The organism is Roseovarius sp. S88 (assembly GCF_037023735.1).
Taxonomy (GTDB): Bacteria; Pseudomonadota; Alphaproteobacteria; order Rhodobacterales; family Rhodobacteraceae; genus Roseovarius; species Roseovarius phycicola.
In genome coordinates this window covers 3,206,620-3,229,007 of the sequence record NZ_CP146069.1, presented here as the reverse complement: position 1 = coordinate 3,229,007, position 22,388 = coordinate 3,206,620, and the positions used below count along the sequence as shown (strand labels likewise).

Sequence of the window (22,388 nt, the reverse complement as noted above, 5' to 3'; positions counted from 1 at the left end):
GGTCACGCGCTATTGATGGATAGGGTCAAGAAAAACGCCCCGCGGATGAACCGCGGGGCGTTTCGTGCAAGGACGTGGCCTTTACTTATGGTTTTTGTACTTGTTGCTTTCGATGCCGTTGCCGAGGAGCAGGGCTGCAATGCAGATGCCGATGGCGATCATGCTGTACATCATCGTGGCACCACCGGCACCGCCAACGAATATCACGCCGCTGACGCCGTCCCAGGATGCGTTTTCAAATGGAAATCCCATGTTTCATTCCTCCTATTCAGGTTATTGCGACGCCGGCGGTGAAACCGCGATGCCTTCGGGATAGGCCTGTGCCGGCACTTTGACCGTGTCGAGACCCGCGATCTCGGCCGCTTCTGGAACACGCAGCATGCCAAGCATTTTGAGCACCAATGCGCTTGCCAAGCCAGTGACCAGGCCGATGGCAACAAACACGATTGCGCCGACAATCTGACCCACGAGGCTTACGGTTGGAACCGTGCTGCCTTCTGGAACCGAGAAGTCCATGACGGCAGGGTAGCCTGAGGCGAAGATGCCAAGCATCAGCATTCCGTAGATGCCCATGGTGCCGTGAACCGTCACAGCGCCCACCGCATCGTCAATGCCCATGCCTTCGAGGATCTTGGCTGCGGGTTTCAGCATGACACCCGCGCCAATCGCGATGATGAAGGTCAGCGACGGGAAGTAGATGTCGAGACCAGAGGCCACCGAGATCAGACCCGCCAGAGCACCGGACATCATCCAGAATGGATCACGTGTAAAGAGCCACGCCCCGATGATGCCGCCTGCGACACCCATAAGGATGTTGAAGCTCAGCGCGCCGAGGTTTGTCGGTGTGCCATAGATGGTCGTAAAGTTTGAGCCCCAGGACCAGGCTTCTCCGCCGACCACGAGACAGGCCATCAGGAAGCCCCAGAAGCCCACGACGATGAGCATGAGGCCCATGGCTGTGAAGGGCATGTTGTGGCCCGGCAGCTCGTTGGCCGTGCCATCTGCATTGAATTTGCCGATGCGCGGTCCAAGTACAATCAGCACACCCAAGGCAAAGAAGGCCGCAACAGCGTGCACAAGACCGGCTGCACCAAAGTCATGAACGCCCCAGTTTTGCACCAGCCAGCCATCCGCATGCCAGCCCCAGGCCGCGGCCAGCGTCCAGCTGAACCCACCCAGAACGATCGCAAGAATGACAAAGCCCACGGTTTGAATGCGCTCAATCACAGCGCCTGACATGATCGAGGCTGTCGTGGCGGCAAAGAGTGTGAAGGCGCCCCAGAACACACCGTCAATCTGATCTTCGGTGTTCGGACCCATGTAGGCCGCCGATTCACCCCAGGCGAGCGCGATGGAGCTTGCATATTCCGCACCGGAAATCCCATTGGGTCCTGCCGAAAATGAGAAGCCCGTTGGGAAAGCCCAGTAGACCCACCAGCCAAAGAAATAGAAGGCCGGGATCACGAATGCGAAGGCCAGAATGTTTTTGACGCCTGATGAGAGCGCGTTTTTGGCGCGGGATGCCCCCATTTCATAGGCCAAGAAGCCTGCGTGAATGATGATCATCAAGGGGATCGTGAGATAGTAATATGTCTCTGCGAACATGGTGTTCGTCAGATTCCCCTTCGCCTCCATCTCGGCCACCTTGGCCGCGAGTTCCGCGAGTTGTTCTTCCATTTTTTTGTTCCCTCCGTGTTGGCCGGACGTCGCAATTCGTTGTGCGTCGATTCCGGCGATGGCCATACTCAAACTTGTGGATGGCTCTCCGCCAACAATTTTTTTGGAGTTTCCGGCTTGGTTGATCCATTGAAAGTTGTGTGCGACAGGGGCGTGGCGATCAGGGCCTGCATGATGCCATTGGTGCGGCACATTGCTAATAAACTGATTTTCAAACGGTTTTCCGGCTGGGCGCGTTGAGGCCGGTGGAAACGCGATGGTTTTAGCGCCTGAAAATGTTTCTTTTTAGAAAAAATAATTGAGCAAAAAGAATATTTTAACGCTTTTTGAGTTGATCCAAAAATATACCAATTTATGCGTAAAAATTAAGCGGTTTGAGGAGCATTCCATAGAATAGGACCAGATTTGTACCGAAATGGCTCTGTAAGACCTGAGCGGCCAGAGGGATGTATCATACCTCGGTCGACGCTATTGGGTGGCGTCAGCAGCAGGGACAACCTTGCCGGGATTAAGGATGTTTTTTGGGTCTAATGCGGCTTTAAGCGCGCGCATCACGTCGAGCGCCACCTTGTCTTTGTGACGTGCCATAGCCGGAAGCTTGGAAAGCCCCACGCCATGTTCGGCCGAGAAGGACCCGCCGAGAGTGACGGCCTCTTCTTCCACCGCCCGATTGATGGCGGCGTGCGTGTCGGTGTCATCGGTGCTGGGCCAGGCGGTGAAGTGCAGGTTGCCATCGCCAAGATGCGCGACGTTGAGCATCTTGATGCCGGGATCCAGTGCGCGAATGCGGGTCTCGATCCGCGCCAGAAGCTCTTCCATGCGGTCGACAGGCACCGCGATGTCATTGTCCACAATAGGATCGTGCAAGCGCGAGAGTTCTGCGGCGGCTTCACGACGCGCCCACATTTCGGCGCGTTGGGCCTCATTCTGGGCGATGACGGCGTCGTCGAGAGCACCGGAGTCCAGCATGTTTGCCAGCACCTCTTCCAGATGTCTGCGGGCTGGGATTTCTCCGTCTGGCGTCGGGTTTGCATCGCGGGATGAGAGCGCTCCCAGTTCGACAAAGATATTCACATCGTAACGTTTCTCAAACGGTGCGCGCGCATTGGGGAACCGTTTGAGATGCGCGTCGATGAAACTTGCAGGCATGTATTCGAATGCCTCGACAGCACCGCCCGTCTCGGCCTGAAGCGTGTTGAGCACATCAAGGGCCGCAGTCACCGAAGGGCAGGCCAGCATGGCGGACGCATAGGCGCGTGGTTTGGGCATAAGTCGCACCACGGCGGCTGTGATAATGCCAAGTGTGCCCTCGGCCCCGATCATCAGGTCGCGCAGGTTGTAGCCGGAATTGTCCTTGTGGACCGCACTCATCAAATCAAGCACCCGACCGTCTGCAAGTACGACCTCCAGGCCCAGGCACAGGCCACGCGTGCTGCCGTAACGTACAACGTTCGATCCGCCGGCATTGGTCGAGAGAGCCCCGCCCATCATGGCGGATCCTCGTGCTCCGAACGTGAGAGGAAAAATGAGGTCATGCCTGTCGGCGGCCTCGTGCAGTTGCGACAGGATCACCCCGGCCTCCACGATGGCAATGCGCCCGGTGGCGCGGATCTCGCGGATGGTCGACAGCCGGTCGAGTGACAAAAGGAGTTGGTTGTCGGCCTTGGTTCCTTTGGTCAACCCAGTGCGTCCGGACGCCGGGACAACAGGCACCTCGTGGGCATGAGCCAGTTGCATGATCTTCGAGACGTCACTTGTATTTGCCGGTCGCAGAACGGCGAGAGGATGCGTGTGCACCTGACCAGTCCAGTCGCGCGTATAAGGTGCGGCCTCCGTGCCGGTCAAAACATGGCCAGTTCCGAGAGCCGCGCGCAGGTCGACCAGAATGGGATGAGGATTGTCCGTCATTGGGTCAGACTGCGCGGCAAACGCCTCTGCATCAAGTCCATTTGCGTATCAAATATCCCTTGACGCGCGCGGGTGCCTGTCTTACCTAGCGCCTCGGTCTGGCGGAGTAGCTCAGCTGGTTAGAGCAGCGGAATCATAATCCGCGTGTCGGGGGTTCAAGTCCCTCCTCCGCTACCAAAAATCCGAACATATGAGAGCTGTGCACTTGATTGACCCATCGGTATCAATGCGCATGCGCTCGGTCCTGCAGGAGGTGATGAGCTTGAAACGCACGTTTTGGGTTTGGCCCTTGGGTCACTAGCTCTGCTTCAAAGCTTTTTAATGTGCGGCGGGCGGCAGGGCCGTAGGTGTCGAGGCTTTGACCAAGGCCGGACAGGACCTCTTTGATTTCCGATACGGCTTTTGGACCAAGCGCGGATCGTGCGCATTCGCCAGGAAGAAGGCTTTCGCTCTCAACGCCCTCGGCAAAGATCACTTCGTGCTGATTTAGCAGGATGTGGTGATAGTCAACAAAGCCGCCGGGGCGACGGTAAATCTGATCGCCATCTACCAGGTCCATCGCCCTTACAAAGACCTCTTCCGTGCCAAAATGCAGTTCCATACGCCAGTCATTCAACAGCATGCGGTGTTGGGGAGAGACAATGAGGTCTCGTTCGTTGCCAATGGCGCCCGCACGAAAGACAATCGGAGCGAGTTTGCCCAAGGCCGGAACACGCACTGAACCTGCCCAGCACACAGGCTGTGGTCCGTGATCCAGAGTTTCAATCACGTCACCCGGTTTGAGATGCTCCACGAGGCATGGGCCAGTTGGCGTATCGATCAATGTGCCGGCGGCGTAGCAGACAATTTCTGCGCCAAGGCCCAGGTGCGGTGTGAAATCGTCGTTTTCGACGATGTTACCAACAGTGTAGTTTTGGCCTGGCGGTGGGACACCATCAGGGAAGATCAGATAAAACCCGTCTTCTGACTGTCCGCCAACCGTATCATTGAGGTCGTTATCGTTGTTTAGATCGACATCAATGACGGCAACGCGATAAACTGTGCCGTCGGTGGCCGTCACTTCGAAGGTGTAATCCCAAATGATTTGGCGAAAGGTTCCATCAAGTTCAGACACCTGTTCGCCGACTCCGCCGAACTGCTCCTGCGCAGAGACTTGTTCATTGGTCGGGTCACCGTTGAAGAGCGTGGCTCCGTCATTTTCTCGAACTGCGAAGTTGGTGGTTGAGCCTGTCCAGGTCCACGTGCCGCCCAAGAGCGGCGCAAACGCGTAGTCGACAGCAGAGCCGTTAACCGTGCTTTGCGTGCCAAAGATAGCGTTCTGATACCCGTACCAAATGGGCATGCCCAATCCTCACAACGTGTTTTAACGTAACACTGGCCCAACCTTGGCAGTTTAGTGTGGCCAATCTAGGGGGAAATTTGGTCGGCAGGTTTCATGAAGTTCGATTTTAAGGCTTTGAAATTTTTACATTAAATTCGAAATGTGGTGGGGATTTGACGATCGCACAACGCGCGGTCGAATTGCCTTAGGTGTCATCTGCTTCCGGTCGCTTGTAACTTAGCGAAGTCACGGGTTGTTGTGCATCTTCGCGAATTCGGATTGAAGCCAATCAACGAAGGCACGGCTGGCAGGTGTTTCATCATGGCGCGCCGGAGCCATAAGAAAATAGGCTTCGGGCAGTTTGGCTGTGCCTTCAAATGGGCGGATAAGATGCCCGGATGCGACCAGATCGGCGGCAAGTGTGTCGTGGCTCATGCAGATGCCCGCACGGTGAAGGGCAGCTTGCATAGCGACGACATAGGTCGACGCAAGGTTAACGGTGTTGGCCATGTTGAAGGGTGTTTTGGTGGCGGTGCACCAGTATTCCCAGTTGCCCATCATGCCCGAGCAATCAAAGAGGCGCGCGGTTTGCAGGTCGATCAGATCGTCTTGGTAGTCAGGGGCGCAGACCGGGTACATCGTGCTTGGAGGCAGAGGAAGGGCGGTCTGGGACATGTCGCCGGTACGGCCAAGCCGGATCTCCACCGGCGCATCATGGAAAGTGCGTTCAGGATCCCAAATGGCAGTTGAAATGTTGAGGGTGAGCCAGGGATGCGCCGCATAAAGCCGGTGCAGGCGCGGGGCGAGCCAGAAGACGGAAAACGCCATATTACACTGCACCAGAAGCGTGCGTCCTGGATCGCCGCCGGTGAACGACCGCGTCCCGCGAGCTAGTAAATCAAAGGCTTCTCGCAACGTAGGAAGATAATTCGCGCCAGCCTCTGTCAGCTGCAAGGCGCGGGTGCGGCGAATGAACAATTCTCGACCTAAAAAGGCTTCGAGGCTGCGGACATGTTGACTGACGGCGGATTGGGTGAGGTTGAGCTCTTGGGCGGCGAGGGTGAACGACAGATGCCGCGCGGCAGCTTCAAAGGCGCGAAGCCAGGTGAGAGGAGGGAGGCCGGTGTTGTTCATCCGTATATACGATACATACATTAATTTTTTTAATGGAATGCCGTGAAATCTATCGTTTGTAAAGTTTGCGCCGCTTGGGCAACGTGGATGAAACGCGCAAAGGAGTGGTCCCATGTTGCAGCCGAAAGCAAGTGAAACCCCTAATATCGCTTTTTGGCGTGAACGCGTGGAACTGGCTGCCAGTTTTCGCTGGACTGAACGGCTCAATTTTCACGAAGCGGTCGCCAATCATTTCAGCCTGGCTGTGAATGAGGACGGCACCCAGTTCTTGATGAATCCCAATCAGGTGCATTTCAGCCGGATCAAGGCCTCGGATTTGTTGCTGCTGGATGCCAACGATCCCGAAACGCTGGGCCGCCCCGGCGCTCCCGACCCCAGTGCCTGGGGCTTGCATGGGTCCGTACACCGGCGTTGCCCGCATCATCGGTGTCTGATGCATGTGCATTCCATTCACGCCACAGTGCTGGCGAGCCTTGCAGATAGCAACCTGCCGCCTATTGATCAGAACACGGCGACGTTTTTCAATCGCTATGTGATTGATGAAGATTTTGGCGGGCTGGCCTTTGAGGATGAGGGCGAACGCTGTGCCGCTCAGCTTCAGGATCCGTCCAAGAAAGTCATGATCATGGGCAATCACGGTATTCTGGTCATGGGCGACACCGTCGCGGATTGTTTTAACCGGATGTATTATTTTGAGCGTGCGGCAGAGACCTATATCCGTGCGCTGCAGACCGGACAGCCGATGCGGGTGCTGTCTGATGAGATTGCTGAAAAGACAGCACGCGAGATTGAAGAATATCCCGGACAGGCCGAGCGGCATCTGGCGGAACTGATGGCGATTCTTGATGAAGAAGGCTCAAACTACGCGAACTGAGGAGCGGTGCCATGACAGACGCAGCACATGACCCAGAAGCCGACCGCTGGAACCATCGGCCGGATGACCTTGTCACGTTGAACCCGGTGTTCAGCTGGCCGCTCAATCCCCGCGCGATCTTGCGTTGGTATTCGGGCGCGTGGCTTCAGATCACGGCTTTGACGGTCTGTTTTGCCATTTCGGTGATGGTCTATGTTCTCTTCCTGCCGCCGTTGGAGGTGATGCAAAGTTTTGCGTTTGGCTGGATGTTTACGATCTGGCTGATCAACATGGTGCCTCAGACGTTGGTGGCTGGAGGCCTGCACTGGTGGCTCTACATTCGGCGCGGGCAGGATATGAAGACCAAGTTCGACCGCCGGGATCTGGCACGCAACAACGGGACGTTCACGTTCAACAATCAGGTTCTGGACAATATCTGGTGGACGTTGGGCAGCGCGATGACTGTGGCAACAGTCTATCAGTGGGTCATCTTCTGGGCGATGGCAAACGGCTTTGTCCCGACGATCACCTTCGCCAGCGCACCTGTGTGGTTCATGGCCTGGATGTTCTTCATCCCGATGTGGTCAGGCCTGCATTTCTACTGGGTGCATCGGCTGGAGCATCATCCAAAGCTCTATAAGCATGTCCATGCAGTGCATCATCGGAACGTCAATGTCGGACCGTGGTCCGGGATATCGAACCATTGGTTTGAGAACTGCATGTATTTCACGACCTATTTCGTTCATCTGGTTGTGGCCTCGCACCCGTTGCATGTGCTGTTCCATATTTATTTTCAGCAGATTAGCCCGGTTTTGTCGCATTCCGGATTCGAGAAACTGATCCCGAAAGATCAGCCTGCGGCGCGGGCCGGGGATTTCTTTCACCAGCTGCACCACCGGTATTTCGAGTGCAACTACGGCACCTCCGAGATCCCATTTGATCGGTGGTTTGGCACGTATCACGATGGCACGGCTGACGCGACCGAGCGCACGCGGGCCTATAAAAAGCAGATGTACACGCGGTAGGTGCGACTTGGAGGGAAGTCTTTTGTGAAAAGACTTTCCAAAAGCTTTTTGAAAGCTTTTGGCCTGTTAGGCGTGACCGGCTTCGGATGAGAGCGTGACTGAGCTGACACCAAGCTTGTTGAGTGCCGCTTCCCATTTGCAGTCGTCTTGTGGCCCAAAAACCAAATCCGGGTCCGCCTCTACGGTCAGCCAAGCGTTTTGGGAGATTTCCGCCTCAAGTTGCCCCGGTCCCCAACCGGCATAGCCCAGTGCCACAAGGCTCTGTTTTGGACCCTGGCCGCTGGCGATGTCCTCCAGAATATCAAGTGTCGCAGTCATGCCAAAGGCGTCGTTCACTTCCAGTGTCGATATGGAAGAATGATGCGCGCCATCATGTAGAACAAAGCCCCGGCCATTTTCGACCGGGCCACCGAAATGGACTGGCAGGTCTGTCGAGTCGTCTTCGTGGGAAATGTCCAATTGGTCCAGCAATGCATGAAGGCTCAGCCCGTCTGCAGGTTTGTTGACAATAAGGCCCATCGCGCCTTCGGCAGAGTAGGCACACATGAAGACCACTGATTGCGCGAATCTGGGGTCGCTCATGGCAGGCATGGCGATCAGCAGTTTTCCGGTCAGATCAATTTCTCGCACAGGGTGTTCTTCCGAGACTCACCTGTCCATGATGGGCGGCGTGGCCGTGCGGTGCAAGCGTGCTCTCTTGGCATCACGACAAAATCTCGCTTGAATGTGAGTTGGACTTTATCGGCGGAATGGGCATGTCGTACCCTATGAAAATGATTCCGACTTTCCTGGCAGCGGCTGGTCTGGCCGTATTGGGCTCGCTCTCAGAGGCGCAGTCCTTTGACGTGGACGACGTTGTGAAAGCACACGTGATCCCCGGTTGGCGCGGGTCGGATGGCCGCCATGTTGCGGCGCTTCACCTGGAGCTGGGTGAGGGATGGAAGACCTATTGGCGTGCGCCGGGGGATGCGGGCATTCCACCGCAATTCAACTGGTCCGGGTCGCGCAATGTGTCTACCGTCAAGGTAGACTGGCCGATGCCCAAGCAAATTCCGCAGGGGCGTTACATGACCATTGGGTATGACAGGTCCGTGACATTGCCGCTTCATATCGCGCCCAAAGCGGCGGGACAGACCATGCGGTTGAAAGGCGAGATTGAGCTGGGCGTGTGTCGCGAGGTGTGTATCCCGGTCACGGTGTCCGTGGCACAGGATTTGCCGAACGCTAAGGGCAAACGTGATCCTGCAATTGTCGCCTCATTGGCCGCGCGGCCTTATTCCGCGTCAGAGGCGGGTGTCTCACATGTGGCGTGCCGCATGTCTCCGATGGAGGGTGGCCTGAAACTTTCTGCGGTGATCACGATGCCAAAGCTGGGCGCGCGCGAGGTAACAGTGTTTGAGGTTGGGGACCCCAAGATCTGGGTGGCTCCAAGCAAATCACAGCGTCAAGGCAGCAAAATCGTGGCTCAAACAGAGATGCAGCATGTGTCGGGGCGCTCCTTTGCCCTGAAACGCTCGGATGTCCGCATCACGGTTCTGGGTCAGGGGCGTGCCGTGGAAATTCAGGGTTGCCCTGCGGGCTGAGCGCGGTGACGCAGCAGTGCTGTGATTAAGTAGCACAAAACAAGCAATACACTGAGACCAACAACGAAGGCGGCAAAGGCGATTGGCATCTGAGCGCCGTCGATTGTGTCGGGCGCTAAACCTGACAGGACCCCCGGCAACCGCCCTTCAACGGCAGTCCAGCCAAGCGTCAGCGCCATCCATGCGAATGACAGAACCACCCCTGCGCCCAATGTGATTTGCATCCCTCCGCGCCGGGTTTGCAGACCACGCCGCAGGGACCGTGTGTAGTGATGAACATCATTCTGGATGGCCATGATCGCAGGCACCAGGATCAGGACAAGAACCATGCCAAAGCCCAACCCGTAGACCAGTGTGATCACCGCAGGCTTGATGAATTGCGCTTGGGTGGATTGTTCAAAAAGCAACGGCGTAAGGCCCAGTACCGTTGTGAGCGTCGTCAAAAGAACCGGTCGCAATCGGTCGGCAGCACCTTCAATGATTGCCGGTACGATGGCGCGGTCGCGACGGTAGTCATCAATGGTGGTTACCAGAACGATGGAATCGTTGATGATGATGCCGATCATGCCCAAAAGGCCGATCACGCTGAAGAGGCTGAAGGGGATGTCCCAGTAGGCATGGCCCCATATCGCGCCAACAAGGCCAAAGGGGATCACCGCCATGACCACGATAGGTCGCGTCCAGCTGGCAAAGACCCATGCCAGTACGAGGTAGATCCCCGCCAATGTCAGGATCAGGCCCACGCGGGTGTCTTGCAGGAACTCGTCTTCCTGCTCTGACAGTCCACCCAGACGCCATTCAACCTGATAGGTGCTGGCGATATCCGGCAAGATTTCTTCCCTGAGCGCTTCGGAGACAGCCTGTGCACGCGCCGGGTCATCTTCGGTGATATCGCCGGTGACATTGACCAGACGGATGCCGTTTTCGCGGCGAATAGTAGAAAAGCCGATGCTTTGCTCGACGCTGACGATATCGGCTAACGGGACATATGCGCCCGAGGGGGCACGGATTTGCATCGCTTCCAGGAAATCGGCGGTAACTTCATCTTCGGGAAGCTCTACCCGTATTTCCGCACTACGTGGGCCAAGGGGATAAGTGGCGGCTTCAATCCCGCTCAGACGGTGACGGACTACACGGCCCATAGTGTCGGTGGTGAAGCCAACCGCCTGTCCTTGCGCAGTGAGTTCGAGGACAAGCTCTTGCTTGTCGAAGGCGAGGTTGTCCTGCACGGCTGAAACTTCGGGAAAGCGCAGGAGCGCTTCTTTCAAAGCCTCAGAGGCCGCTTTTAATGTGTCGGCAGAGGCACCGAAGAATTCGACATCAAGTGCATCCCCGCCGGGACCGGCACGCCAGCCGCGGAAACTTAGCTCTTCGACCAGCGGGTGGCGATCGACGCGCTCTTGCAGGTCACCAACAAAGGCAAAGCTGGAATAGGGCCTCAGATCGGGGTCGATGAGTTCAATCGAAATGCCGCCCAGCTGATCGGGGTCCTTGGTGTCGGCCCCAGCGAGGCCAAAACCGGCATTGCCACCGATCTCGGCCAAGACGAAGTCAATCGGATTGGCACCGTAGCGGATCTCATACTCTTGCCCCAGTTCCTCGGTGGCGCGTTGCAATTCGCGCATCATCTCAATCGTGTCGTCGCGCGTGGCACCCGGGGCCATCATGAAATTGCCGGTGACACTGCCGCGTTCGGGAGCGTTGAAGAAACGCCATTGCACGTCACCTTTGATGAAAAGCGCGGCTTGAGTGGAGAGCAGCACGACAATGAAGGCAAAAACCGGATACCGCGCCTTGATCACGAGAGCCATCAACGGGCGGAATAGCGTTTCACGTACCCATGTAAAGCCGCGATTGACCATGCGGCTGGGCCAGTCGTACCAGCGCTCGCGCTCTGTTTGGGTCAACGCGTGGGCCATATGGTTGGGCAGGATGAGAAAGCACTCGATCAGTGATGCGATAAGAACTGCGATCACCGTGAAGGGGATGGCGTAGATCAGGTTGCCGAATTGACCGCCGATGGCGACCAGGCCGAAGAATGCGATCAGGGTCGTCAGAGTGGCGCAAAACACCGGAAGCGCCATGCGGCGAGCGGCGCGTTCGGCGGCCTGCACCGGCGTTTCCCCAAGCTTTCGCACGCGCGCATCGGCATGTTCGCCCACGACAATGGCATCATCCACAACAATGCCGAGCGTGATGATAAGCGCAAAAAGCGAGACCATGTTGATGGTCAGCCCCCCCAGATACATCAACGCAATCGTCGCCAACATTGCCACGGGGATACCTGCCGCGACCCAAAACGCCGTGCGGGCGTTGAGGAAAAGGAACAGGAGCCCGATGACCAGAGCCAGACCTGTCAGGCCGTTGTCGAGAAGCGTTTGCAGGCGGGCGGAAATAGCCTCGGATCTTGTGCGGATCAGCAGAACCTCGACCCCTTCGGGCAGGGTGGATTGCATGGTCTCGGCAATCTCTTTGACCTGGTTTTGAATAGCGATTGCATCGCCCTCGGCCGAACGATCGACGCGCACGGAGATAGCGGGTTTGTCCTCGACAAAGTATGAGCGCACGCGGTTAATACCTTGACTGCGCACGGAGGCGACATCTCCAATCCTGAGCTTGGTGCCATCAAGGTTGGAGCGCAGGACAATGTCCTCGATATCCCGCACATCACGTTTTTCAACGCCCACCCGAATGCGCGTGTCGCCACCGCTGACATCTCCAGCAGGGTCCGCCTCGACCTCCTGCTCAATGGCCTCGGCTATTTCGGCCATGGTGATGTCAAAGGCCAGCAGATTTGTGGTGGGTACTTCGACAATGGTGCGCGGATCGGCAATGCCCCGGATCGTGGTGCGGGTGACGCCTGCATCATAGAGCCGGAGCACGAGCTCATCGGCATATTGGCCGATTTGTGCGACATCGACAGGGCCGGAGATAACCACATCTGTCACGCGGTCACGCCAGACGCCACGTGTCACCGTTGGCTCTTCGGCATCCTCGGGCAGGTCAGTGATCGTGTCGACTGCGCTTTCCACGTCAGCAGCAGCGCGGGACATGTCCCAGCCGGGTTCGAATTCCAGAACGATATTGGCGTTTTCTTCGCGACTGGTGGCCGCACTCTCGATCACGCCTTCAACGGCGAGTAGCGTGGGCTCGAGAAGTTGAACCACAGCGCTGTCCATGTCTTCGGCGCTTGCGCGGTTCCAGATCACGGACACGGTGACATTATCGACAATTACGTCAGGAAAGAACTGCGCCTTCATGCGGGGTGCTGCGGCGAGGCCAAGGATGATGAGCAACACCATCAGCAGATTGGCGGCGGTACGATGGCGGGTGAAATAGGAAATCATCCCGCCGGCACGGTCTGGCAGGTCGCGCATCATGGCCTAGCCGCCCATCCGGCGTTCAAGCCGTTCGACAACACGCGCAGGTACGCGGGGCTGGGTCAGTTGCTCTTGTAGTCGCTGTTTGACGGCCTCTGGCATATCGGTGTTGGAGTTAACGAAGTTTTGCAGCCTTGCTCGGTGCTCGTCGCTCAGTTCCAACAAGTCGGCAGAGGCCTGTTGAGCAGCGCGCAGCGGCTCAGTCACCCTTACCTTGAGACCGGGGCCAAGAAGCGGTGTGCGCTGGGCCACAATTCTTTGACTTTCCAGATCATTTCCGCGGACCAGGATCTCGTTGTCTTGACGGCGCAAGAGCGTCACCGCACGTGCCTCTAACCTGTCGTCCTCTCCCACCACTAACACGCGCCCATCGGCGCCAAGCGCCGTGGCAGGCAGACGCACAACGTTTTCAAGGGGCCGCTCAGTGATTTCCACAGTGACAAAATCGCCGGGCTTGAAGCCAACAGCGCTGTCCAATTGAGCAAAGACGAGGCGACCAGTTTGACCGTCTTCGACTGATCCGCTGTCACGCGTGATGCGCCCGGTGCTTTCAATTTCGACACCAAACACATCTAGACGTGCGGTGATCGGGGTTTGGGTGATGCGTCCGGTTTCGTCCAGCAGGCGCGTATGCTGCGCTGTGGAGAGGCGGAAGGCCACGTCCAGTCGTGCGCTGTCGACCAGATCGGCCAGCTTTTCGTTGGCTGACACGAACCGGCCTTCGACAACTGAGACATCTCCCAGCGTGCCAGAAAACCCGGCGACGATGCGTGTATCCTCGAACCGCTTTTTCGCCTCGGCAAAGTCGATCCGTGCCCGGGCGAGTTGTGTTTGAGCCTGATCCACGCGCGCTTCGGCCACGGCCAGCGCTTGCCGGCGCGACAGAACTGTCTGATCGGCCTGCGCCATTTCCAGTTCTGCCTGTTCGACGGTTGCAGCCGTACCTACGCCACGCTCTTGCAAATCAAGCTGGCGGGTCAATGCCTTGTCGCGCAGTTTGGCCTGCGCCCGGGCGGCGTTCAGATCATCCTGTGCAAGGAACAGCCCGCGCGCGGCTTCACGTTCTTCTGCCTCGGCATCGGTGACATCGCTTTGCGCTCGATCCAGAGCAAATTGCGCGTCAGCTGGATCAATCCGCGCCAGAAGTTGGCCTTCTTCAACACGCCCGCCGTCTTCGAATTCCGGGGCCAGCTCGACCAGTGTGCCGCCGGTTCGCGCGCGGATTTCCAGCGTGCGACGGCTGATCACCTCGCCAAAGGCCACAAGTGTTGGCGTTTCGGAGGCTAGCCTGCCCTCGACTGTGTTGACTACGAACACCCGTTCCCGTCGAGGCGCGCTGGGCGCTTCAGCGGCGATGCGTTCCTGAATGGCGGAATACACGATCTGCCCGGCATAGACGAAGAGGCCCAGTGTCAGAGACAAAAGGAACAGTCCGGTCAGGCTGGTGCGCAGGAACCGCATTGGCAAAGACCTTTAAAGATGCGCGAAGGCAATCGTTTCTTCCTAAGAATATATGAAAAACCGCGACTATTTCGAGGTTTAACGCACGAGCTTGTTATTTCCGGCGCAAATGTTCGTCCAATCGAGGCATGATTTCCACAAAATTGCAGGGCCGGTGGCGGTAGTCGAACTGGTATTGCAGGATTTCATCCCATGCGTCTTTGCAGGCCCCGGGGCTTCCGGGTAGGGCAAAAAGATATGTGCCGCCCGCCACACCGCCTGTGGCGCGGGATTGCACGGCGCTGGTGCCGATTTTCTGCATGGAAACGATGGTAAAGACCGTTCCAAACGCGTCGATTTCCTTTTCATAGACATCTCGGTGCGCCTCAACAGTCACATCGCGACCCGTCAGGCCGGTGCCACCTGTCGAGAGCACCACGTCGACAGTTTCATCCTCAATCCAGGTGCGCAGCTGTGCTGCTATCTGGTCGCGTTCATCTTTCACGATCCGCCGTTCCGCGAGGTGATGCCCGGCAGTGGTGATCCGCTCTGCCAACACATCGCCGGATTTGTCCTGCGAGGAATCGCGCGTGTCGGAGACGGTCAAGAGGGCAATGCGGACCTGGATGAAGTCCTTGGTGTCGGTGTTTTGGGACATGGCGGCCTGTAAATTGTGTGATCAGATATCGAACCAATTGGGGCGTGGGCCGAGATTGACAATATGGGTTGCGCCAATCTGTCCGATCTGGCCCCAGCTGTCGTGGATATGACCGCACACTGCCAGTTTGGGCTGAATGCGGGTGATGGCATCGCGGATGGCGGTGGAACCGACCGACATGCCGCTTGAGGTCCGGTCCGCCACGCCTTTGGGCGGAGAATGCAGGATGAGGACATCGGCGGCATCACAGCTGTCTAGCATACGGCCTGCCGCAGCCTCGCTCAGGTCGCAAGACCAGTCGCCAAAGGGTGTCGGGGGCACACCGTAGCCAAGGCCGAAGAAGGTCACCCCGTCCACGGTGTATTCAGATCCGTGCAGCACCTCAGCGGTCACTGGCGCGGCGGCGCGCAATTCTTCGACACTCTCGGCATTGCCGGGGACCAGGATCATAGGGGCGGCCATACCGCTGAGCATGTCCATTGCCTCATTCAAGCCTTTGCGATGATTGCAAAAATCACCTGCGCCAACCACCAGGTCCGCCTTCGCGCTGGCCTCAACCAACTCTGTGGCTCTGTTGCGGGCCATGTGCAAATCAGAGAAGGCCATGATTTTCATACGCCTGACTCCAGCCGCGCCTTCAGTTCCAGCAGATCAGCCCAGGCCTCTCGCTTGGCCGCCGGGTTGCGCAAGAGATATGCGGGGTGGAACATCGGTAGGGCAGGCTTGCCGTAGGCTTCTGCCCATGTGCCGCGCAGGCGGGTGATGCCGCGTCGGCCAAGGCCTGCGTCACAGCTGATATTCCCCACAAGAACAACAACATCAGGGTCCACGAGATCCACATGACGCTGCATGAAGGGACGCATCATGGCGATTTCTTCGGGTTTCGGGTCGCGGTTTTGCGGCGGGCGCCAGGGGAGGACATTGGTGATGTAGACCCCCGCTTCGGGTGTGTCCAACAGTCGATCCATGTCGATGGCCGCGAGCATTTTGTCCAGAAGCTGCCCGGCGCGGCCGACAAAGGGCTTGCCCTGCTGGTCTTCATCACGCCCCGGAGCTTCGCCGATGAACATAACGCGGGCGGTTGGGTGGCCATCAGAGAAGACGAGATTCCGAGCGCCGCGTTTGAGATCGCAATGCTCATAGGCGCCGAGCGCAGCTTGCAGTTGGGACAGGTCTTGTGCATTGGCCGCGGCGGTGCGAGCATCGCTGATGGGGTCTGCGTCTTCCGCGGTCGGCGCAGCAATTGCAGGGGCTTTGCTCTTTGGTTTTTCGATCCGCTCAGGCACAGCGTAGCGGTCCACGGGGGCATCGCCGATGGCCTCGGTTGCGCCGAGATCAATCTGCCATTCAAGCTGGGCCAGTGCGGTGTGAGCATCCGATTCCATGCTCTGACTCTAGGCCGAGTCCGCGGCGAGGGAAACGGGCCGATTTGGCACGTCGGTATCACGTCGGTATTGCGTCGGTATCACGTCGGTGCGCGCATCGGTCTGTGCGCCCCCTTGCCCTCGGCCCCTGACCACCTTTATAAGCGCAAAAATTCCGGAACGGAGCGCTTGATGGCCTTTTCGCACTCGCACCTTTTGGGGATCGAACCCCTCTCCCCGGATGATATCAACGCCATTCTCGATCTGGCCGAGCAATATGTGAAGCTTAACCGCCGTGAGGTGAAGCACGGGGATGCGCTGGCGGGTCTCACGCAGATCAATATGTTCTTTGAAAACTCCACTCGCACGCAGGCGAGTTTCGAGATTGCGGGCAAGCGGCTTGGGGCGGATGTGATGAATATGGCCATGCAGGCCAGTTCGATCAAAAAAGGTGAGACACTGATTGATACAGCGATGACGCTGAATGCGATGCATCCTGATCTTCTCGTGGTGCGGCATCCTCAATCAGGCGCAGTGAACCTGCTTGCGCAAAAGGTGAAATGCGCGGTTCTCAATGCCGGTGATGGGCGGCATGAGCATCCCACCCAGGCTTTGCTGGATGCGCTGACCATTCGTCGGGCCAAGGGGCGTTTGCACCGGCTCAATATCGCGATTTGCGGGGATATTGCGCACAGCCGTGTGGCGCGGTCGAACATCCTCTTGCTGGGCAAGATGGAGAACCGGGTGCGGCTGGTGGGGCCATCGACATTGATGCCGTCTGGAATTGGGGAGTTTGGCGTCGAGGTCTACGAATCGATGCGCGAAGGCCTCAAAGACGTTGATGTCGTCATGATGCTGCGCCTTCAGCGCGAGCGGATGGATGGCGGGTTCATTCCATCTGAGCGTGAATACTATCACCGCTTTGGTCTGGATGCCGAAAAACTGAGCCATGCCAAGCCCGATGCGATTGTCATGCATCCTGGGCCGATGAACCGCGGTGTTGAGATTGACGGCGAGATTGCCGATGACATCAACCGTTCGGTCATTCAGGAGCAGGTCGAGATGGGTGTCGCGGTGCGCATGGCGGCGATGGATCTTCTGGCGCGAAACCTGAGGGCGCGGCCCAAAGAGGTGCTGGCGTGACAGAAGCGCTTCATGCCAAAAAAAACGAGCGCGGCATCGTGCGGCTTTTCATTGTGGACACTGATGCCGAAGGGCCAAACAAGATGTCGGCTGAGCCGGATTGGGCGGCTGATGCTGATGATCCGCCTTGGCCATTGCGTGACGCGCTGGGGGTTGAGTATCTCGACTCAGATTTCATTGAGCTTTTCGATGTGCGGGATCTCGATGAGCTTGGCCTAGCCGGATACATGATCGAGGGGCTTGGTATCTCTGAAGAAGATGTAACTCCGCACCAGGCGCAACTTGATGCGATCAAGGGCTTGGTTCTTTTTGTCTATTCCAATGCGCTTGGCGGGTTTGAAGTCACGCTTCGCCCCACATCTCCACTGCGGTGGGTCGGGACCTTCGTAGAGGATCGTCCCCCGATGACGTTCGAGCCGATCACATCTGTTGCCGCGCAAGGCGACGTGACGCCCGAGGCGAAGTCGCGCCCCTCGGACGCGGCCATGTCGGGACGGGTGGCCATGGTGGCTCTTTTGGTGCTGTTTGCCCTGACCGCCGTGGTTATTTGGGTAGCGTCATGACTGAAGCCTATACTGTCATGACCCCCACAGCCGCGTTGCAGGAAGGGGAAACCGTGCAGCACAGTTTCTATGCGGACCGGGGTACCTATTGGCGTGACCATGCCTGGTTGACCGCAGGGGCGATGGCCCTTGGGATGGTGGCGCTTTGGCTTTTGGGCAATCCGCATGTCTGGACTGGGGCCGTGGGCGGGCTTGCGGCGATTGCGGTGCGCGCGGGCTATCTGGCCTCGGATGAGTTGAAGGCACGGTGGGATCTGACCGACCGCCGGTTGCTGGGCCCCTTGGGCAAGGATGTGGCGCTGGGCGATATTGCAGAGCTCAGGGTTCTGGGCTCTGCGGTGCAGGTCGTGACCAAGGGTGGGGACAAACACCTGATGAAGTATCAAAAGGACCGCGATGCGACGCGACAGCGGATCGAGGCCGTGATGGGAACCCGAACATGAGTACGCTTTTCACCAATGCCAGGCTGATTGATCCAGATGCGGGGACTGACGCGACAGGGGCAGTTCTGGTCGACAGGGGCGTGATCCAGGACGTGGTCGCGTCGGGCAATCCAGACCCCAAGGCGCAGGTTGTTGATTGTGGGGGCAAGTGCCTTGCGCCGGGGATTGTCGATATCGGCGTGAAGGTCTGCGAACCCGGCGAGCGCCACAAAGAAAGTTATCGGTCTGCCGGTGCTGCGGCAGCGGCGGGGGTGTGACCACGATGGTCACGCGGCCCGACACGGTGCCTGCAACAGATAATCCCGAGGCGCTTGAATTTGTCGCGCGCCGGGCCAACGCAGCAGCCCCAGTCAACGTTTTGCCGATGGCGGCCCTCACCAAGGGGCGCGAAGGCCGGGAGATGACCGAGATCGGCTTTCTGATGGATGCCGGGGCCATTGCGTTTACTGATTGCGATCATGTGGTGCAGGACGCCAAGGTGTTTGGCCGCGCGCTCAGCTATGCGCGGTCTTTGGGGGCTTTGGTCATTGGGCACGTGCAGGAGCCTGTGTTGAGCGCCGGTGCTGCGGCCACGTCGGGCAAGTTTGCCTCGCTGCGGGGCTTGCCTGCGGTCTCCCCTGTCGCCGAGCGCATGGGACTGGAGCGCGACATTGCCATAATTGGCATGACAGGCGCGCGCTATCATGTGGATCAGATCACCACTGCACAGGCACTTGAACCGCTGCGACGTGCGCGGGACGAGGGTTTGGACATCACGGCGGGCACGTCGATCCATCACCTGACGCTGAATGAACTGGATGTTGCCGATTACCGGACCTTCTTTAAGGTCAAGCCGCCTTTGCGCTCAGAGGAAGATCGCATGGCTGTGGTACGGGCGCTCAGCGAGGGTCTGATTGATACGCTGAGTTCCATGCACACGCCGCAGGATGAAGAGTCCAAGCGTTTGCCGTTTGAAGAGGCGGCCAGCGGGGCGGTGGGGCTTGAGACACTTTTGCCAGCGGCGTTGAGACTGGTGCATTCTGGCGATCTGGACCTTCCAACCTTGTTCCGCGCTTTGTCTCTCAACCCGGCAAGGCGTTTGGGTCTGTCTTGTGGCCGAATGGCCAAGGGCGCGCCTGCGGACCTGATCCTGTTTGACCCGGATGTGCCTTTTGTGCTCGATCGCTGGGCTTTGAAATCAAAATCGAAGAATACGCCGTTTGACGGGCAAAGGATGCAGGGTAAGGTTCTCGCGACCTATGTGGCGGGTCGCGCAGTTTACGAGAAGACAGATGCCTGAGCTCCTTTCATCCACGCCGATGTTGGTTTTGTGGGGTGTGATTGGGTATCTGCTCGGCTCAATCCCGTTTGGCATGGTCTTGGCTCGGGTGATGAACCTGGGCGACCTTCGGCAGGTCGGATCGGGCAATATCGGGGCCACAAATGTTCTGCGCACCGGGAACAAAGCTGCGGCGGCTTTGACTGTTTTGCTGGATGGGGCCAAGGGCGCTGTTGCGGTTTTGCTGGCGCGTTTGCTTGCGGGGGAAGATGCCGCCCAAGTGGCGGCCCTCACCGCGTTTCTTGGGCATTGCTTTCCGGTTTGGCTCAAGTTTCGCGGCGGCAAAGGGGTTGCGACATTCCTCGGGCTGATGCTGGCGCTGGCTTGGCCGGTTGGCATTGCGTGCTGTGCGACGTGGCTTTTTGCAGCTGTGGCGACGCGGATCAGTTCGTTGGCGGCGATATACTCGGCGGCTCTGTCAACCATATGGGTCGTACTTTTGGGGTACAAAGAAATGCTGATCCTCGGTGCGATCCTAACCTTGCTGATCTTTGCGCGACATTGGCAGAACATCCTGCGCATCCGCAAAGGGGCGGAGCCCAAGATCGGCGAAAGCTGATGCAGGCTTTTCTGGATGCATTTGACGCCCTTCCGAAAGGGGTTTTCGCAGGGCAGTCTCACGGGCGGCGATACGTGGTTACGCGACAGGTTTCCGGGTCAGTTCAGAAACTGGTCGCAGAAGAGTTGGGCGGTTCGGATTACATCAGTCTGAACCTATATCGCCTGGCGTCTGGTGCGCGGATAAAACCGTGCGAAATGCCAGAGCAGAAGGTTGTGGATTTTGTGCTGAACCTGACGGTGTCGGGTCGGATGTAGAATAGCGGGAATATACAGAACTTTAGTAGCTGAATTCGCCGTAAACCTTCGTCAAGTCGCCCTCCCAGTCGCCATGGTACTTCGTCAAAAGCTCATCGGCCGGAACCTGACCGGTCTCGACACTTTCGCGCAAAGCATTAAGGAAATGCGTCTCATCGGGCACCAACCCGCCAGCTCCGGCGATGGCGCGGGATTTGAGGCCCGCCTCTGAAAGGTCCAGAACTTCACGGGCCAAGTCATGCATGCTGATCTTGCCGACGCGTGCGTCGAGCGCTTGTTCACTGGCTGCCACGCGCAATGCTTCTCGGGTCTCGGCGTCCCATCCTTTTACCAGATCCCAGGCACCGTCGAGCGCGGATTGGTTATACATCAGACCGACCCAGAAGGCGGGCAACGCACAGAGCCTGCGCCATGGGCCGCCATCTGCGCCACGCATCTCCATGAATTTTTTGATCCGAGCTTCGGGGAAGGCAGTTGTCAGGTGGTCGGCCCAATCCGACAAGGTCGGTGTCTGCCCAGGTAAGGCCGGCAATTCACCTTTAAGAAAATCGCGGAAAGATTGGCCGAGCGCGTCGACATATTCGCCATCACGGTAGACAAAATACATCGGCACATCGAGCGCATAATCCGCCCAGGCCTCGAACCCAAAGCCGTCCTCAAAGACAAATGGCAGCATGCCGGTGCGATCCGCGTCAAGATCACGCCAGACGCGGGCGCGCCAGGATTTGTGTCCATTGGGTTTGCCGTCAAAGAAAGGGGAGTTGGCAAAAAGAGCTGTGGCGACGGGTTGCAAAGCCAGCGCAACGCGCAGTTTTTGCACCATGTCGGCCTCGGATGAGAAATCTAGGTTCACCTGCACAGTGCAGGTGCGGAACATCATGGATTTGCCCATTGTGCCGACCTGATCCATGTAGGACTTCATCAGCTTGTAGCGCCCCTTTGGCATCATCGGCATGTCGTCATGCGACCAGATGGGCGCAGCCCCCAGACCGATAAACCCGACACCAACCTTATCGGCAATGTCTTTCACGTCGGCCAGATGCTGGTTCACCTCGTCACAGGTCTGGTGGATGCTTTCCAGCGGTGCACCGCTGAGTTCAAGCTGGCCGCCCGGTTCCAGAGACACGTTGGCCCCGTCTTTGGTCAGGCCAATCAGGTTGCCGCCCTCTTCCAAAGGGACCCAGCCGTGGCCATCGCGCAGACCTTCAAGAACGGCCAGAACACTGCGCTCACCTGCATAGGGAATGGGCTTGAGAGTGTCTTTGCAGTAGCCGAATTTTTCATGCTCGGTACCTATCCGCCAATCTTCGCGCGGTTTGCACCCGCTTTCGAGATATTCGGCCAGTTGGGAGTGGCTTTCAATCGGGCCGCCGCCGGATTGGGGGATAGACATCTGAAAGCCTCCTGGCTTGGCGCAACTTTGAGGGCCAGAAGTGGCGCGGATTGCACGGAGTGTCAATCCGCTCTGCATGGGCGTGGGTCGTGTTCACGCGTGATCAACAAGATCACAGCAAAGCGTGAGAAATATGGAACTTGGTCAGGTGCGTGCTGACATGTCTTTCAGTTTTTGGAAGATCAATCACAGGAGTTTGAAATGTCTAAGACAATGTCACGCCGCGGGTTTTTCTCATTTGGTTTGGTGGCAGGCGCGGCTGTCGCGCTCAGTCAGCCAGCTTTGGCAAGAGGCGGGCCTGATCCCGAAGATCGGTTGAGTCCCAGGAAAAAAAGAGAGTTGGAAGAACAACGCAAAGCGGCCCGTGCA

The 22,388-nt window shown here is 57.9% G+C and carries 20 protein-coding genes, 1 tRNA gene and 1 pseudogene; 10 read left to right on the top strand and 12 right to left on the bottom strand.

From position 1 onward, the window contains the following. Positions 1 to 81 precede the first annotated feature (81 nt). The 3 genes from RZ517_RS16365 to RZ517_RS16355 all read right to left on the bottom strand — a co-directional run bounded on the left by RZ517_RS16365 (position 82) and on the right by RZ517_RS16355 (position 3,585). Positions 82 to 252, bottom strand: coding sequence for a hypothetical protein (locus RZ517_RS16365; protein WP_338549195.1), 171 nt, complete (start codon positions 250 to 252; stop codon positions 82 to 84). A 21-nt stretch (positions 253 to 273) separates the two neighbouring features. Beyond that, positions 274 to 1,677: an ammonium transporter gene (locus RZ517_RS16360; protein WP_338549194.1), complete on the bottom strand. Its 1,404-nt coding sequence runs from the start codon at positions 1,675 to 1,677 to the stop codon at positions 274 to 276. 468 nt (positions 1,678 to 2,145) lie between these two features. Then, positions 2,146 to 3,585 (bottom strand): FAD-binding oxidoreductase, encoded by a 1,440-nt coding sequence (locus RZ517_RS16355; RefSeq protein WP_338549193.1) that lies wholly within the window; start codon positions 3,583 to 3,585, stop codon positions 2,146 to 2,148. 100 nt (positions 3,586 to 3,685) lie between these two features. Between RZ517_RS16355 and RZ517_RS16350 the strand changes: the two genes are divergently transcribed. Continuing rightward, positions 3,686 to 3,762, top strand: a tRNA-Met gene (locus tag RZ517_RS16350). Positions 3,763 to 3,808: 46 nt separating this feature from the next. Here RZ517_RS16350 and RZ517_RS16345 read toward each other — a convergent pair. Beyond that, positions 3,809 to 4,927 carry a Hint domain-containing protein gene (locus RZ517_RS16345; protein WP_338549192.1) on the bottom strand — a complete coding sequence of 373 codons (1,119 nt, stop codon included), beginning with the start codon at positions 4,925 to 4,927 and terminating at the stop codon, positions 3,809 to 3,811. 225 nt (positions 4,928 to 5,152) lie between these two features. After that, entirely contained in the window at positions 5,153 to 6,061 is a 909-nt protein-coding gene (locus RZ517_RS16340; RefSeq protein ID WP_338549191.1) for a LysR family transcriptional regulator, read from the bottom strand. Positions 6,062 to 6,152: 91 nt separating this feature from the next. Between RZ517_RS16340 and RZ517_RS16335 the strand changes: the two genes are divergently transcribed. Together RZ517_RS16335 and RZ517_RS16330 are read left to right on the top strand one after the other, a co-directional pair. After that, complete coding sequence (locus tag RZ517_RS16335) at positions 6,153 to 6,914, top strand: class II aldolase and adducin N-terminal domain-containing protein (RefSeq protein ID WP_338549190.1); 762 nt, start codon at positions 6,153 to 6,155, stop codon at positions 6,912 to 6,914. A gap of 11 nt (positions 6,915 to 6,925) precedes the next feature. Continuing rightward, entirely contained in the window at positions 6,926 to 7,918 is a 993-nt protein-coding gene (locus RZ517_RS16330; RefSeq protein WP_338549189.1) for a sterol desaturase family protein, read from the top strand. A gap of 66 nt (positions 7,919 to 7,984) precedes the next feature. Here RZ517_RS16330 and RZ517_RS16325 read toward each other — a convergent pair whose 3' ends face one another. After that, complete coding sequence (locus tag RZ517_RS16325; RefSeq protein WP_338551183.1) at positions 7,985 to 8,539, bottom strand: YqgE/AlgH family protein; 555 nt, start codon at positions 8,537 to 8,539, stop codon at positions 7,985 to 7,987. Between the two features lie 146 nt (positions 8,540 to 8,685). Between RZ517_RS16325 and RZ517_RS16320 the strand changes: the two genes are divergently transcribed. Beyond that, positions 8,686 to 9,501: a protein-disulfide reductase DsbD domain-containing protein gene (locus tag RZ517_RS16320; RefSeq protein WP_338549188.1), complete on the top strand. Its 816-nt coding sequence runs from the start codon at positions 8,686 to 8,688 to the stop codon at positions 9,499 to 9,501. On the opposite strand, the gene RZ517_RS16315 is transcribed toward RZ517_RS16320, so the two are convergent. The 5 genes from RZ517_RS16315 to RZ517_RS16295 all read right to left on the bottom strand — a co-directional run bounded on the left by RZ517_RS16315 (position 9,480) and on the right by RZ517_RS16295 (position 16,364). Then, a complete protein-coding gene (locus RZ517_RS16315; protein WP_338549187.1) occupies positions 9,480 to 12,881 on the bottom strand; it encodes an efflux RND transporter permease subunit in 3,402 nt (1,133 codons plus the stop codon). The two genes, RZ517_RS16320 and RZ517_RS16315, sit on opposite strands and share 22 nt — an antisense overlap. 3 nt (positions 12,882 to 12,884) lie before the next feature. After that, complete coding sequence (locus tag RZ517_RS16310; protein ID WP_338549186.1) at positions 12,885 to 14,342, bottom strand: efflux RND transporter periplasmic adaptor subunit; 1,458 nt, start codon at positions 14,340 to 14,342, stop codon at positions 12,885 to 12,887. Between the two features lie 94 nt (positions 14,343 to 14,436). Continuing rightward, positions 14,437 to 14,979 (bottom strand): molybdenum cofactor biosynthesis protein B, encoded by a 543-nt coding sequence (gene moaB / locus RZ517_RS16305; RefSeq protein WP_338549185.1) that lies wholly within the window; start codon positions 14,977 to 14,979, stop codon positions 14,437 to 14,439. Between the two features lie 21 nt (positions 14,980 to 15,000). Then, complete coding sequence (locus RZ517_RS16300) at positions 15,001 to 15,594, bottom strand: metallophosphoesterase family protein (protein ID WP_338549184.1); 594 nt, start codon at positions 15,592 to 15,594, stop codon at positions 15,001 to 15,003. Then, positions 15,591 to 16,364 (bottom strand): uracil-DNA glycosylase, encoded by a 774-nt coding sequence (locus RZ517_RS16295; protein WP_338549183.1) that lies wholly within the window; start codon positions 16,362 to 16,364, stop codon positions 15,591 to 15,593. The genes RZ517_RS16300 and RZ517_RS16295 overlap by 4 nt, the downstream gene beginning before the upstream one ends. 171 nt (positions 16,365 to 16,535) lie before the next feature. Here RZ517_RS16295 and RZ517_RS16290 point away from each other — a divergent pair, with 171 nt between their 5' ends. From RZ517_RS16290 to RZ517_RS16265, 6 genes and pseudogenes are all read left to right on the top strand, one after another. Next, the gene (locus tag RZ517_RS16290; protein ID WP_338549182.1) at positions 16,536 to 17,486 is read left to right on the top strand and encodes an aspartate carbamoyltransferase catalytic subunit; all 951 of its coding nucleotides are present in this window, start codon (positions 16,536 to 16,538) and stop codon (positions 17,484 to 17,486) included. Further along, entirely contained in the window at positions 17,483 to 18,049 is a 567-nt protein-coding gene (locus RZ517_RS16285; protein WP_338549181.1) for a hypothetical protein, read from the top strand. Before RZ517_RS16290 ends, RZ517_RS16285 begins: the two co-directional genes overlap by 4 nt. Continuing rightward, on the top strand, positions 18,046 to 18,492 hold the full coding sequence (locus RZ517_RS16280; RefSeq protein WP_338549180.1) for a hypothetical protein: 447 nt from the start codon (positions 18,046 to 18,048) through the stop codon (positions 18,490 to 18,492). The genes RZ517_RS16285 and RZ517_RS16280 overlap by 4 nt, the downstream gene beginning before the upstream one ends. After that, a pseudogene (pyrC, locus tag RZ517_RS16275) lies at positions 18,489 to 19,771 on the top strand (dihydroorotase). Before RZ517_RS16280 ends, pyrC begins: the two are co-directional and overlap by 4 nt. After that, on the top strand, positions 19,764 to 20,369 hold the full coding sequence (gene plsY / locus RZ517_RS16270; protein ID WP_338549179.1) for a glycerol-3-phosphate 1-O-acyltransferase PlsY: 606 nt from the start codon (positions 19,764 to 19,766) through the stop codon (positions 20,367 to 20,369). The pseudogene pyrC and the gene plsY overlap by 8 nt, the downstream one beginning before the upstream one ends. Continuing rightward, positions 20,369 to 20,626: a hypothetical protein gene (locus RZ517_RS16265; RefSeq protein WP_338549178.1), complete on the top strand. Its 258-nt coding sequence runs from the start codon at positions 20,369 to 20,371 to the stop codon at positions 20,624 to 20,626. The genes plsY and RZ517_RS16265 overlap by 1 nt, the downstream gene beginning before the upstream one ends. Before the next feature lie 22 nt (positions 20,627 to 20,648). Here RZ517_RS16265 and RZ517_RS16260 read toward each other — a convergent pair whose 3' ends face one another. Beyond that, positions 20,649 to 22,019, bottom strand: coding sequence for a glutamate--cysteine ligase (locus RZ517_RS16260; protein ID WP_338549177.1), 1,371 nt, complete (start codon positions 22,017 to 22,019; stop codon positions 20,649 to 20,651). Positions 22,020 to 22,388: the final 369 nt, after the last annotated feature.

Bases quoted from the DNA above. Each gene is read 5' to 3' on its own strand.
- RZ517_RS16365 (WP_338549195.1), bottom strand. From the start codon at position 252: ATGGGATTTCCATTTGAAAACGCATCCTGGGACGGCGTCAGCGGCGTG.
- RZ517_RS16360 (WP_338549194.1), bottom strand. From the start codon at position 1,677: ATGGAAGAACAACTCGCGGAACTCGCGGCCAAGGTGGCCGAGATGGAG.
- RZ517_RS16355 (WP_338549193.1), bottom strand. From the start codon at position 3,585: ATGACGGACAATCCTCATCCCATTCTGGTCGACCTGCGCGCGGCTCTC.
- RZ517_RS16345 (WP_338549192.1), bottom strand. From the start codon at position 4,927: ATGCCCATTTGGTACGGGTATCAGAACGCTATCTTTGGCACGCAAAGC.
- RZ517_RS16340 (WP_338549191.1), bottom strand. From the start codon at position 6,061: ATGTATGTATCGTATATACGGATGAACAACACCGGCCTCCCTCCTCTC.
- RZ517_RS16335 (WP_338549190.1), top strand. From the start codon at position 6,153: ATGTTGCAGCCGAAAGCAAGTGAAACCCCTAATATCGCTTTTTGGCGT.
- RZ517_RS16330 (WP_338549189.1), top strand. From the start codon at position 6,926: ATGACAGACGCAGCACATGACCCAGAAGCCGACCGCTGGAACCATCGG.
- RZ517_RS16320 (WP_338549188.1), top strand. From the start codon at position 8,686: ATGAAAATGATTCCGACTTTCCTGGCAGCGGCTGGTCTGGCCGTATTG.
- RZ517_RS16315 (WP_338549187.1), bottom strand. From the start codon at position 12,881: ATGATGCGCGACCTGCCAGACCGTGCCGGCGGGATGATTTCCTATTTC.
- RZ517_RS16310 (WP_338549186.1), bottom strand. From the start codon at position 14,342: ATGCGGTTCCTGCGCACCAGCCTGACCGGACTGTTCCTTTTGTCTCTG.
- moaB (WP_338549185.1), bottom strand. From the start codon at position 14,979: ATGTCCCAAAACACCGACACCAAGGACTTCATCCAGGTCCGCATTGCC.
- RZ517_RS16300 (WP_338549184.1), bottom strand. From the start codon at position 15,594: ATGAAAATCATGGCCTTCTCTGATTTGCACATGGCCCGCAACAGAGCC.
- RZ517_RS16295 (WP_338549183.1), bottom strand. From the start codon at position 16,364: ATGGAATCGGATGCTCACACCGCACTGGCCCAGCTTGAATGGCAGATT.
- RZ517_RS16290 (WP_338549182.1), top strand. From the start codon at position 16,536: ATGGCCTTTTCGCACTCGCACCTTTTGGGGATCGAACCCCTCTCCCCG.
- RZ517_RS16280 (WP_338549180.1), top strand. From the start codon at position 18,046: ATGACTGAAGCCTATACTGTCATGACCCCCACAGCCGCGTTGCAGGAA.
- plsY (WP_338549179.1), top strand. From the start codon at position 19,764: ATGCCTGAGCTCCTTTCATCCACGCCGATGTTGGTTTTGTGGGGTGTG.
- RZ517_RS16265 (WP_338549178.1), top strand. From the start codon at position 20,369: ATGCAGGCTTTTCTGGATGCATTTGACGCCCTTCCGAAAGGGGTTTTC.
- RZ517_RS16260 (WP_338549177.1), bottom strand. From the start codon at position 22,019: ATGTCTATCCCCCAATCCGGCGGCGGCCCGATTGAAAGCCACTCCCAA.